The organism is Caballeronia sp. (assembly GCF_049581465.1).
In the GTDB taxonomy this organism is placed as follows: domain Bacteria; phylum Pseudomonadota; class Gammaproteobacteria; order Burkholderiales; family Burkholderiaceae; genus Caballeronia.
Genome location: NZ_JBAUSA010000724.1, coordinates 1 through 11,611, shown reverse-complemented (window position 1 = coordinate 11,611; position 11,611 = coordinate 1). Strand labels below are relative to the sequence as shown.

The following is an 11,611-nucleotide window of genomic DNA, read 5'->3' as shown; positions in this document are numbered from 1 at the left end:
GTCGAAGCGCTTGTCGCGGCCAACGTGCCCGGCGCGGGCGGTTCGGCAGTGCGACTGCTCGCGCCCTGTGACGTGCAGGCCATCAAGGCGTGCGGTGTGACGTTCGCCGTGAGCCTGATCGAGCGCGTTATCGAGGAGCAGGCGGGCGGCGACCCGGCGAAGGCCAAGGAAGTCCGCGAGACCATCGCGTCCGTGATTGGCACCGACCTGTCGAAGATCGTGCCGGGCTCAGAAGCGGCGATGAAGCTTAAGGCCGAACTCCAGCGGCGCGGTGCCTGGTCACAGTACATGGAAGTGGGCATCGGCCCGGATGCCGAAGTGTTTTCGAAGTCGCAGCCGATGTCGGCGGTGGGCTTCGGCGCCAATGTAGGACTGCTTGCCGCGTCAACCTGGAACAACCCCGAGCCTGAAATCGTGCTGGCGGTCAATAGCCGGGGCGAGGTCGTCGGTGCGACGCTGGGTAATGACGTCAACCTGCGTGATATTGAGGGTCGCTCGGCGCTGCTGCTCGGCAAGTGCAAGGACAACAACGGCTCATGTGCCATTGGCCCGTTCGTGAGGCTCTTTGACGACACCTTCAATCTCGACTCCGTGCGTAGCGTCAGCGTGTCACTGCGCGTAGAAGGCGCCGACGACCACTTCGTGCTCGAAGGCGTGAGCCACATGAGCGAAATCAGCCGGGACCCGGCCGACCTCGTCGCACAGACCCATGGCCGCCATCATCAATATCCGGACGGGTTCATGCTCTTTCTCGGCACGATGTTCTCGCCCATCAAGGATCGCGACGTGCCGGGCGGCGGCTTTACTCACCATCTCGGTGACCGGGTGACGATATCGACGCCGCAACTGGGTGCGCTGACCAATACGGTAGAGCTGAGCACTGAGATCGAACCGTGGACCTTCGGCGTGCGGGCGCTTTATCAAAACCTGGCGGCGCGCGGTCTCCTTAACACGAGTTATTAAAGCCAGCCACTTAACAATACTAATCGATAACCCTTATGTATGATTGAACGTCATAGTGCCTTGGCCGCATTCGGGACTGTTGTAAAGTAAATTCTGACAACAGGAGAGAATGAATGCAGGTAAAATAAAAGCGGCATCGCAGGCGCACACGTGCTTTGGTTCGCTTGATTACCAGCCAGACCGTCTGATCCTCAGTACGGTTACATTCAGATTTGATCCCGAGGTAACCGGCTGGTGTAGTGCCGCGTTCCGATTTTGGATCGTCGTAAATAATGACAACAGGAGAAAAAAGAAAATGAAGGTAATGCACTCAGTAAAATTGGTCGGCTGCGCGCTTGTTGTTCTGGCGTCTTTCAGTTCCTTCAGTGCGTATGCGCAAAGTAGCGACGCGGCGGCGACGTCGAGCGCAGCTGCGCCGAGCTCCAAGCAGGCGAACCGCGCCCTGCAGAAGAGCGTGCGTCATGCACTGGCCAGGGCGAAGGGCCTGGACGTTTCGAACATTCTGGTCCGTGCACGCAGCGGCGCAGTGACGCTCGAAGGGACTGTGCCGGAACTGCAGCAAGGTGACATCGCTACAAAAACAGCCCAAGGTGTGGCAGGCGTGACGTCGGTGAAGAACGCGCTGACGGTCCGTGCAATCGGTCAGTAAGCGAATAACGCGGAGCTTCGCCTGACGCTCCGTTGCCTGAATGGATAGCGCCCTTCATCACGAAGGGCGCTGTTTCTCTTATCTCCCGGGTTATCTCCCGACCCTTCTACGCATCTCTGACGCAAGCACCATTTCCTTGATCTCCTTAGTGTCTTGGTTACTGGCAGCCGACTCGGCATGTTCCAGTTGTTTTGAATAAAGCCCCCGCGTGAACAGGATTGTCCGGCATCACGCTTGCGAGTTACAGCGCTTGAGGAAATCTCCTCAAGAGAGCGGATGCACGATGGGTTTTCAAATCATACGCTGCGCGCTGAGGGCTGGACCGGAAAGCTTCTCTTGTCGTGCGCCGAGCGCGATATACCGTACGAGTGTCCGCCGCTGTCAAAGAAAGTACTGCTGAACGAAAAGGCCATGGAAGACTGCGGGCTTTTCGATTTCCCCAAACAGTCATCCGAAGCCTCATGCGGTCGGAGGAAGGTTCTCCTGGAGGTAGATCGACACTGCGGTCTGCAACGGGAGGCCTGACGGTGTACCGCGATTGTAGTGCTGGAGGATAACCTCCACGGACCGGACGGCCTCGACGAACGGACTCTGGTCGAGCACCGCGTCCATGATCCCGTCGATCAAAAGGGAACGACTGATCTCAGTGAGTTCGTGACCAATCAATATCGTCGATTGCTCACGTCCCAACGCCCTCAGCGTGCGCGCTATGCCTTCGTCACCAACAGAGATGTTGTAGATCCCGCGCAGCGCAGGATATTTCCTGAATGCGTCGCGGGTAAGGCGCTCGGTTGACTCCGCGTTTTCGTGGCTCTCGACCGTGGCAACCACTTCGCACGCCGGGAACCTGCGACGCAACACCGAGCGAAAGGCTCCATCGCGTTCCTCGTGCCCCAGGAAGTTGCGCAAGCCCGCGATTACGATGACCTGTCCGCCGTCGGCGCCCAGAAACCGGCCCATCAATTCGCCGGCGATGCGCCCGGCACTTCGATTATCAATTCCGACGTAGGCAAGTCGCCCCGTGCCGGGAAGATCGCTCGCAAGCGTCACGACGGGAATCCTCAGGACAACTTTGGATACTGCGTCGACTATGACGGGATGTTCATGCGCCACGATGATGACGCCATCGGCTTTCTGGGCGGTTCGGTTGAGTGTCGCGGCGATCGTCTGCGGCTCGAGATCGTCGAAGAACGTCAGTTGACACATCACCCGGTACGCTTCGAATGACTTTTGTGCGAGTTCGAACCCTTGCTTGAGCGACACATAGTAAGGCGACGTTGGTTTCTGCGTAAGGATGACGATCCTGAGCCATCGCGCGGAAACCTCGTCCAGGGACCGGTCGATCTTCAGCTTTCGCGCCCACTCAAGGACGCGCGATTCCTTTTCTCTTGCGACGCCCCCGCGCCCATTCAGCACCCGCTCCACGGTTGCATAGCTCACCTCTGCGGCCCTCGCCACATCGGCCATGCTTGTCTTTCGCCGACCCGTCATCTCGCTGCCTTCGGTTTTGAGGAAGTTTCATCAAGATAGCGTTTGAGAGCTAAAAGTCAATCAACTACATTTTAGCCATTGCACGAAGCGTCCGTTTTTCCAGCGACAACCACAAGGCAGACTCAGGAGACAAGTACCATGGGACAAACGAAATCAGGCATGGCCAGGCGCGTGCTCGCAGTGTTGGCCGCGGCGGCGCTCGTCACGGGTTTGGGTACCGCCGCGGCAGGTGCTGAAGAGCGATTTGTGATGGTCAGTCACGGCTCGGACTCGAACGTGTGGTGGAACACCGTAAAGAACGGTATGCGCGATGCCAGCGAGGACTTTAGCGTCCCGGTTGACTACCGCAATCCACCCACCGGCGACACCGGTGACATGGTTCGTATCCTTGAACAGGCTGCGGCGCACAACTACAGCGGCGTGATCACGACTGTTCCTAACTTCGAGATGATCCAGAACGGATTGGCCGGGGTGAAGGCGAAGCATATTCCCCTCGTGACCATCAATGGCGGCCCGGAGTTCGGCATGAAACTCGGCGCGATCATGCACATCGGCCAGCCGGAATATGAGGCTGGCAAGGCGGCAGGGGAACGGGCCAAGGCGGCAGGGATTCACAGCTTCCTCTGCATAAATCATGGTGCAGATATCCAGGCTCTGTGGGACCGCTGCAAGGGGTTCGCGGATGCTATTGGTGTCAACTACAAGGAGGCGACGATAGATAGCGGAGAAGATCCGACGGTTATCAAAGGCAAGGTCGCCGCGTACCTTCGTCTCCACCCGGCAACCCAGGCCGTGCTCGCGCTGGGCCCTGATCAGGCAACCGGCGTCCTTCGTGGCATTAGCGACGCCGGGATGAAGCGAAAGATCTATGTCGCGACATTCGATCTTTCACCGGACATTCTCAAGGCAATCCAGTCTGGGGATATTGCATTTGCCATCGACCAGCAGCCTTACCTGCAGGGATACCTTTCGGTCGCCGCGCTGGCGATCGCGATCCGGGACAAGACGACAGACGCCGCTCACATCGTGGCAGCGTTGAAGACAGACGAGAAGGTCAAGGCACGACTGACGAAGTATGACCTGAAGCCTGTCTACACCGGGACGACGGTCAGTTCAGGGCCTAGTGTCGGACCCGCATAGGGGCGCGGGGGAGTTCCGCGTCCCTATAGCGGGGTCCAGATAGCTTTTTTATCGATACGATGGAGACATGCCGTGAACAGGTCCTTGTACGGTGCATCAGTCAGGTGCGTGAACGTGTGGTGCTTCGCATGCAGCCATCTGCTATAGACTTGTTCGCGCCACGACATAAAGCAAATGATCCAATAAGCAGTCTCGTTCATCCATCGACTCTCGAACACCGTCCCGTGGCCGAGTTCGTGTGCAGCGGCTTCGCTGAAGGCAAAGACGGTGCCGTAGATCAGGAACGCCGGGATGACCCACGCGGTGCCGAGGGAAAAATACGCAAGTACGCCGGTGGCGAGAACCAGTCCAATAAATCCCCCTGCCTGCAGCAGTCCTTCACAGCTTCGGAACTATCACCAAGGGTGCGAAAGAGGTCGTTCCCGAATCTGAATACAAGAAGATGCGCGACAACTCACGCGTGCTGCTGGCCTGTTACGTCGCAATCTTCGTGTGGGCGATCCTGGCGCACAGCTGGCTTCCGATCATGTTCCTTTTTCTGCCGCGCGCATATGGAACCTGGCTGCATGAATTGTGCGCATTGACTCAGCATACTGGCTTGAGGGAGAACGTCCTCGATCATCGTGTGTCGAGCCGCACTGTGATCCTGAACCCGGCCGTGCGGTTTCTCTACTGGAACATGAACTACCATATTGAACATCACATGTTTCCCAGTATTCCGTTTCATGCTCTTCCCCGCTTGCACGCGAGTGTCGCGTCGCAGATGCCGCGTCCGTACTCAGGCCTCTGGGAGACCTGGTGCGAGATCCTTGTCGTCTTTGCGAGGCAAAGACGGGATCCAGAATATGTGGTCGTTCGCGAGCTTCCCGAGGGGCAGCAGCGGACAGCGGCTGCGTGAGTGTGTGAGCTGTGTGAGCGTGAGAGGACTCCTTCCTGGGGCGCGACCCCTTGCCAATGCGACGGAGCCGCTGGCCGCCATGAGCGGTATACCGTCAAAATTATGCTAACGACTCGTCATCCGCGTAATATCCTCTCAGATATTACGGATTTCGTTTCAGCCTGATTCGAACGTTCCCAGCGAGTTTGCATATGGCCGATTTATCATCGATTGTTCTTACCGAACCGATCCTTACGATCGGTGGCACGGTCGAGCAACCGCTTTCACTCGATCTCGCCGCGTTGCAAGAATACGAGAGCGTATCGCTTGAGCCGTTTGATCTGTTCTGCTTTACGAGTGGGCGCTTCATTCGTCCCGTGGACAGCTATCGCGGCGTACAGTTGCGCGTTTTGCTCGACGCTGCGGGCGTGCGTCGTCCGGGAAGCTCGGACTTCAAGCGAACCGTGTTCCTCGCGCACGGGCACGACGGCTATGCGGTCACCTTCTCGTGGCATGAGCTATTCAATTCGCCGATCGGCGATCGCGTGCTCGTTGCGTACGCTTGCGCGGACCGCTTGCTCGATATTGACGACGGCCTGCCCGTGCTGGTTTCCGGTGCGGATACGGTGCGCGCGCCGAGGCATGTGAAGCGTCTCGCGCGCGTTGAGGCGATCGTGCTCGGTTCAGCGCGGCAATGAACGATGCGCAACTCATCGAGACCGAGCGTGCCGCGCACGCGTTGCTATCTCGTGCACTGAACCCCGCCGCAGCCGATACGATCGCGTTCGCACGCCTTATCGGCGCAAGGTTTCATGCACGTGAGTTACTGCTGCTCGGCTTGAGCCGCAAGGAACTTGAGGCGGTGGTCGAGCGGCACTTTCCGCACGCGCTGGATGACGTTGATCCCCCTATTGCCGTCCTGCTGTCGCCGCATTCAGAGTTCGTGAGTGAATTGCGAGAACTGCTTCTCCTGCACGACGTCACGGCGACGACGTGCGCCGCCGATGCGCATTGTCTCGCGACGATCATCTCCACTGCATGCCTGCGCCCCGATCATCTCTGGCGCGACCTCGGGCTCACCGGACGCGACGACGTCACTGACATCCTGCAACGTCACTATCCTGATCTCGTTGCACGCAATGTGCAGCAGATGCGCTGGAAGAAATTTCTCGCACAGGAAGTGGCATTGGCAAGCGGACGCGTCATCACGCACGCGCCAGGATGCCCAGGCTGCGAGGACTTCGCATACTGTTATCCCGGCGACGTGGGTGAATCCCCACTAACTTAGCCGAACGTGAACGCGTAGGCTTCGACACCCGGATCAAGGAATTCAATCGTGAACGTATGATCCTTGACGTCTCCCGTTTGCCTTACCAACTGGTACAAACGCTGCTCGGTCACCGTGCCGGTTCCATCGGCCATGACGTCGCTACCGTGGTTGTTTCCAGGTGAAGCGCCGTCGATACTGACGCGGAATCGCACCGGCTTGTTGTCTTTACCCGGTCCGAGGACGAGGTGAAGGTCCCGCGCATGGAATCGGTAAACGATTTCTCCTCCGGAACGCTCAAGCGTCGCGTGCTCGCTGCCTACATTCCAGAGTCCGCTTATTCCCCAGTCATTGACACCCAACCCCGTTGGGGCGGGATAGTCGCGCGCTGTATCGCGGGACTCGCCACCGGAGGATGCGAAGTTTTGCGCGCGCTCGTAGCCCACGTAAGTCTCCGGCGAGAGCATGTCGTGATTGTCCGGGGCCATCATCACGCCTTGCGCAACATCGGTGCCGGAAGTCGTGGCGACGTTTTTATTGCCAGCTTCCCTCAGCAATTGTTGAATGACATGTTCGGATTGATCGTAATCCCCCTCGCCGAAATGGTGGAATCGGATGCGCCCTTGAGCGTCGACGAAGTAATGTGCCGGCCAGTACTGGTTATTAAATGAGCGCCAGATTGCATAGTTGTTGTCGACGGCAACCGGATAATCAATGCCGAGGTCCCGTGTCGCGCGTTTGACGTTGTCAATGTTTCGTTCAAACGCGAACTCTGGCGCATGGACGCCGATCACGACAAGGCCTTGGTCACGATACTTCTTCGCCCATGCCTCGATATACGGCAACGAGCGCAAGCAGTTGATGCACGAGTAGGTCCAGAAATCGATCAAGACGACCTTGCCGCGAAGTTGCTCTTTCGTCAGCGGCGCAGAGTTGATCCACTGCACAGCGCCTGTCAGGTCAGGCAATTGGCCTTCCACCGGCAAGACTTTGTCATGAGCGGCGACCCGCGTCGCGCTGACCGCAGTGCCGGGGGAGATCGTTGAATCAGCATGCAGTTCTGTTTCCGATGCTGGTGAAACGCCACCCGCGCCGGAAAAACGGTCGACGAGCTTTTGTTCAAAGCCGCCTGTCGCGACGGTCGAAATTCGGGCCAGGACGCCCGTGTCGAGCCCCAGCGAGATTGCGACAACGCCGCACAGCATGGCTGCACCGATCCCTCTTCGAATCCACTCGCCTGCGCCGAGCGAACGCTTCATCGCCGAGAAGACGCGTCCACCGATCAGCAGCGCAACGGCAAGCGAGGTCGCCGCGCCGGCCGCGTAGGCGACGAGCAGCAACGTGGTACCGATGCTCGCGCCTTTAAGTGCAGCGCCGGTCAGCAAGAGACCGAGGATCGGACCGGCGCACGGCGCCCACAACAGGCCCGTGGCGATACCCAAGAGAAAGGATGACCCAGGTCGCACTTGTTGCCCGTCGGCTTGGGCAAAATTTGTCAGCCGGTTGCCTGCGCTGACGATCGGACGCATCAGGTGGTCGGCAAACTTGGGCAACAACAGCGTCAAGCCGAACACGGCTAGCAAGGCGACTGCTAGCCAGCGGCCATATTGATTGGCCTGCGTGACCCAGCCTCCGCCCACTGCTGCAAGCGTCGCGACAGCCGCGAAGGTGATTGCCATTCCGGCAAGCAACGGCAGGCCGCTACGAATGAACGGCTGATCGGCGCGCGAAAAAACGAACGGTAGAACAGGCAGGATGCACGGACTGAGGATGGTCAGCACACCGCCAAGGTAGGCCAGGATGATAAGAAGCATGGGTTTACGATTTTCTTAAGCGGTGATTACGAGGCGCCTTCAGGATGCGACGGGTGCACGTCAGGGTGCGCGGCGTTTTGCCAGGAACACCCGTTAATTCGATAAATTACGCCGTCGGGTTACAGCCAGCCGAAGGATATTCGATTTGGCTGAGCTTTGCGCCAATGCGGATGTCAGCCACGGCGATCATCCCCGGAATCCGTGCCTTATCGCCGCGACGATATGCCGTGCATGCCTTCCTCGCTATGGGCTACACATATTGACGGTGGTACTTTTCGGACCGTCACTGCGGCGTTTCTAGCCACACAGAAGAAGCCCCGGTACCACGCAACGAAGAAGCAAGCACGACGTCATAACGACCCGACAAGCAGCAGCGCAAACCAACGCGAGCACCGAGACATGAGCCAGCCCATCCGCTTCTACCACCGCAACGCGATCCGCGAAGTCAGCGACGCTGCCGTCACCCGCACCGTCCTCCAGTACCTGCGCGAAGACGCGCTTTGCACGGGCACGAAAGAAGGCTGCGCCGAAGGCGATTGCGGCGCTTGCACGGTCGTCGTCGGCGAACGCGACGACGCGGGTGGCATCACGTTCAAGGCGGTCAACGCATGCATCCAGTTCCTGCCGACGCTCGACGGCAAAGCGTTGTTCACCGTCGAAGATCTGCGCCAGCCGGACGGTTCACTGCATCCGGTGCAGGAAGCGATGGTCGAATGTCACGGCTCGCAGTGCGGCTTTTGCACGCCCGGCTTCGTCATGTCGATGTGGTCGTTGTATGAAAAGCACGGACACGAACATGCGTGTGCGAACAAAACCGTACCGTCGCGCGCGGACATCTCCGACGCGCTGACCGGCAACCTGTGCCGCTGTACCGGCTATCGACCCATCGTCGACGCAGCGGTGCGGATGTTTGAAGTTCCCGCGCCCAAAGCACCGGTTGATCTCGCCGCGCTGACCCGCACGCTCGCCACGCTCGAACGCGAAGACACCTTCCGCTACGAACATGCCGGCCAGCGCTTCGACGCCCCGCGCACCATCGACGAACTCGCACGCATCAAGGCCGCGCAACCGTCTACGCGCATCCTCGCCGGCAGCACCGACGTCGGCTTGTGGGTCACGAAACTGATGCGCGATCTCGGGGATATCGTCTACGTTGGGCAAATCGGCGCCTTGCAGAAGATCGAAACGTCGGCTGACTGGATCGAAATCGGCGCGGGCGTGACGGTTGAACGGGCCTACGAAGAACTCGCGAAGCACTATCCGGAACTGACGGAAATGTGGAAACGCTTCGCGTCGCTGCCAATCCGCAATGCGGGTACGCTCGGCGGCAATATCGCGAACGGTTCGCCTATTGGCGATTCCATGCCCGGCCTGATCGCGCTCGGCGCGCGCGTGATAGTTCGCGGCAACGACGTCGAGCGCGAGATGCCGCTCGAAGACTTGTACCTCGCGTATCAGAAGAAGGACATGGCGGAGCACGAATTCGTTGTCGGGTTGAAAGTGCCGACGCGCACCGGCGTGCGCGCGAATCTGCGGTTCCGCACCTACAAGCTCTCGAAGCGTTTCGATTCGGATATCTCGGCGGTATGCGCAGCGCTCTCGTTCATCGCCGAAGGTGACACGATCCGCGAGCCGCGCATAGCGTTTGGCGGAATGGCCGCGACGCCCAAGCGCGCGACGAACGTGGAAGACGTGCTGCGTGACGCCGACTGGCACGAAGCGACTGCGAAGGCCGCCATGCTCGCGCTCGCGAAGGACTACGCACCGTTGTCGGACATGCGCGCGTCAAGCGACTACCGGCTCGAAGCCGCTAAAAACACGTTGCATCGCTTCTGGCTTGAAACCCGTCCAGATAATCCGCTGCCGAAAGCCGCACTCGACGTGCGCGCAGTCAATGCTTCCTGAATCCCGAAGGACACGGAGAACCACAGAATGAACCAGCAAGCCGAACCGTTCCTGAAGGAAGCGAAGGATCTTCTCGCAGCAGATTTCACCCAGGTCCACGTTTCGCGTCCGCATGAATCCGCGCATCTGCACGTGAGCGGCCGCGCGACCTACACCGACGACATTCCGGTGGTCGCCGGCACGCTCCATGCGGCGCTCGGATTGTCGGCGAAGGCACATGCGAAGATCGTGTCGATGTCATTCGACGCTGTGCGTGCGACGCCCGGCGTTATCGCCGTCTTCACTGCCGACGACATCCCCGGCGCGAACGATGTCGGCCCGATCATTCACGGTGACGACCCGATCCTCGCCGATGGAGTCGTGCAATTTGTCGGTCAGCCGATGTTCATTGTCGTCGCGATGTCGCACGAGATTGCCCGGCGCGCCGCACGACGGGCCGAGGTCGTGTATGAAGAGTTGCCCGCGATCCTCACGCCGCAACAGGCGCGTGCGGCCAACGCCCACGTGCTGCCTCCAATGAAGCTCGCGCGTGGCGACGCAGGCGCGAAGATCGCATGGGCCGCGCATCGCGAAAGCGGTGAAATGCTGCTCGGCGGCCAAGAACAGTTTTACCTGGAAGGGCAGATTTCGTACGCAGTGCCAAAGGACGACGACGGCATGCACGTATGGTGCTCGACTCAGCATCCGTCGGAAATGCAGCACATGGTCGCGCACATGCTCAACGTCGCGTCGCACAGCGTGCTGGTCGAATGCAGGCGGATGGGTGGTGGCTTCGGCGGCAAGGAATCGCAATCGGGCCTGTTCGCGTGCTGCGCGGCGCTCGCCGCATGGAAGCTGCTGTGCCCGGTGAAACTGCGTCCGGACCGCGACGACGACATGATGATCACCGGCAAGCGGCACGATTTTCACTACACCTACGAAGTCGGCTATGACGACACCGGCCTGATCGACGGCGTATCCGTCGACATGACGTCGCGTTGCGGTTTTTCGGCCGATCTCTCGGGCCCGGTGATGACGCGCGCGCTGTGTCATTTCGACAATGCGTACTGGCTGCCCGATGTGTCGATAGATGGTTTTTGCGGCAAGACCAACACGCAGTCCAACACGGCGTTTCGCGGTTTTGGCGGACCGCAGGGTGCGTTCGCGATCGAGTACATAGTCGACAACGTCGCGCGTTCGCTGGGCCTCGATTCGCTCGACGTGCGGCGCCGCAATCTTTACGGCAAGACCGAGCGCAACGTGACGCCTTACGGGCAGACGGTCGAAGACAATGTGATTCACGAACTGCTCGACGAGCTCGAAGCCACCAGCAATTACCGCGCGCGTCGCGAGGCCGTGCGCGAATTCAACGCGAACAACGACGTGCTGAAAAAGGGGCTCGCGCTGACGCCGGTGAAGTTCGGCATCGCGTTCAACGTGACTCACTTTAACCAGGCCGGCGCGCTGGTGCACATCTATACCGACGGCTCGGTACTCGTCAATCACGGCGGCACGGAGATGGGGCA

At 59.6% G+C, this 11,611-nt stretch carries 11 protein-coding genes; 8 read left to right on the top strand and 3 right to left on the bottom strand.

What is annotated here, in order from left to right:
* Positions 1-963, top strand: a 963-nt coding sequence (locus WCA53_RS17815; RefSeq protein ID WP_423913324.1) for a fumarylacetoacetate hydrolase family protein, incomplete at its 5' end; no start/stop codon positions are given.
* 295 nt (positions 964-1,258) lie between these two features.
* Entirely contained in the window at positions 1,259-1,612 is a 354-nt protein-coding gene (locus WCA53_RS17810) for a BON domain-containing protein (RefSeq protein WP_423913327.1), read from the top strand.
* Positions 1,613-2,071: 459 nt separating this feature from the next.
* On the opposite strand, the gene WCA53_RS17805 is transcribed toward WCA53_RS17810, so the two are convergent.
* Positions 2,072-3,103, bottom strand: coding sequence for a LacI family DNA-binding transcriptional regulator (locus WCA53_RS17805; protein ID WP_423913321.1), 1,032 nt, complete (start codon positions 3,101-3,103; stop codon positions 2,072-2,074).
* Between the two features lie 138 nt (positions 3,104-3,241).
* On the opposite strand from WCA53_RS17805, the gene WCA53_RS17800 reads away from it, so the two are divergent.
* Entirely contained in the window at positions 3,242-4,243 is a 1,002-nt protein-coding gene (locus WCA53_RS17800; protein WP_423913318.1) for a sugar ABC transporter substrate-binding protein, read from the top strand.
* Between the two features lie 23 nt (positions 4,244-4,266).
* Here WCA53_RS17800 and WCA53_RS17795 read toward each other — a convergent pair whose 3' ends face one another.
* Positions 4,267-4,443: a hypothetical protein gene (locus WCA53_RS17795; RefSeq protein WP_423913315.1), complete on the bottom strand. Its 177-nt coding sequence runs from the start codon at positions 4,441-4,443 to the stop codon at positions 4,267-4,269.
* 242 nt (positions 4,444-4,685) lie between these two features.
* On the opposite strand from WCA53_RS17795, the gene WCA53_RS17790 reads away from it, so the two are divergent.
* The 3 genes from WCA53_RS17790 to WCA53_RS17780 all read left to right on the top strand — a co-directional run bounded on the left by WCA53_RS17790 (position 4,686) and on the right by WCA53_RS17780 (position 6,408).
* The gene (locus WCA53_RS17790; RefSeq protein WP_423913312.1) at positions 4,686-5,141 is read left to right on the top strand and encodes a fatty acid desaturase; all 456 of its coding nucleotides are present in this window, start codon (positions 4,686-4,688) and stop codon (positions 5,139-5,141) included.
* A 191-nt stretch (positions 5,142-5,332) separates the two neighbouring features.
* Positions 5,333-5,818 (top strand): molybdopterin-dependent oxidoreductase, encoded by a 486-nt coding sequence (locus WCA53_RS17785; protein ID WP_423913310.1) that lies wholly within the window; start codon positions 5,333-5,335, stop codon positions 5,816-5,818.
* Positions 5,815-6,408: a nitrogen fixation protein NifQ gene (locus tag WCA53_RS17780; RefSeq protein WP_423913305.1), complete on the top strand. Its 594-nt coding sequence runs from the start codon at positions 5,815-5,817 to the stop codon at positions 6,406-6,408. The genes WCA53_RS17785 and WCA53_RS17780 overlap by 4 nt, the downstream gene beginning before the upstream one ends.
* Here the strand turns inward: WCA53_RS17780 and WCA53_RS17775 are convergent.
* The gene (locus WCA53_RS17775; RefSeq protein ID WP_423913301.1) at positions 6,405-8,201 is read right to left on the bottom strand and encodes a cytochrome c biogenesis protein DipZ; all 1,797 of its coding nucleotides are present in this window, start codon (positions 8,199-8,201) and stop codon (positions 6,405-6,407) included. The two genes, WCA53_RS17780 and WCA53_RS17775, sit on opposite strands and share 4 nt — an antisense overlap.
* A 399-nt stretch (positions 8,202-8,600) precedes the next feature.
* Between WCA53_RS17775 and xdhA the strand changes: the two genes are divergently transcribed.
* Both xdhA and WCA53_RS17765 read left to right on the top strand, forming a co-directional pair.
* Positions 8,601-10,106, top strand: coding sequence for a xanthine dehydrogenase small subunit (gene xdhA / locus WCA53_RS17770; RefSeq protein WP_423913299.1), 1,506 nt, complete (start codon positions 8,601-8,603; stop codon positions 10,104-10,106).
* A 27-nt stretch (positions 10,107-10,133) separates the two neighbouring features.
* Positions 10,134-11,611: molybdopterin cofactor-binding domain-containing protein (locus WCA53_RS17765; RefSeq protein ID WP_423913296.1), on the top strand; the 1,478-nt coding region annotated here is incomplete at its 3' end.

Bases quoted from the DNA above. Each gene is read 5' to 3' on its own strand.
- WCA53_RS17810 (WP_423913327.1), top strand. From the start codon at position 1,259: ATGAAGGTAATGCACTCAGTAAAATTGGTCGGCTGCGCGCTTGTTGTT.
- WCA53_RS17805 (WP_423913321.1), bottom strand. From the start codon at position 3,103: ATGACGGGTCGGCGAAAGACAAGCATGGCCGATGTGGCGAGGGCCGCA.
- WCA53_RS17800 (WP_423913318.1), top strand. From the start codon at position 3,242: ATGGGACAAACGAAATCAGGCATGGCCAGGCGCGTGCTCGCAGTGTTG.
- WCA53_RS17795 (WP_423913315.1), bottom strand. From the start codon at position 4,443: ATGAACGAGACTGCTTATTGGATCATTTGCTTTATGTCGTGGCGCGAA.
- WCA53_RS17790 (WP_423913312.1), top strand. From the start codon at position 4,686: ATGCGCGACAACTCACGCGTGCTGCTGGCCTGTTACGTCGCAATCTTC.
- WCA53_RS17785 (WP_423913310.1), top strand. From the start codon at position 5,333: ATGGCCGATTTATCATCGATTGTTCTTACCGAACCGATCCTTACGATC.
- WCA53_RS17780 (WP_423913305.1), top strand. From the start codon at position 5,815: ATGAACGATGCGCAACTCATCGAGACCGAGCGTGCCGCGCACGCGTTG.
- WCA53_RS17775 (WP_423913301.1), bottom strand. From the start codon at position 8,201: ATGCTTCTTATCATCCTGGCCTACCTTGGCGGTGTGCTGACCATCCTC.
- xdhA (WP_423913299.1), top strand. From the start codon at position 8,601: ATGAGCCAGCCCATCCGCTTCTACCACCGCAACGCGATCCGCGAAGTC.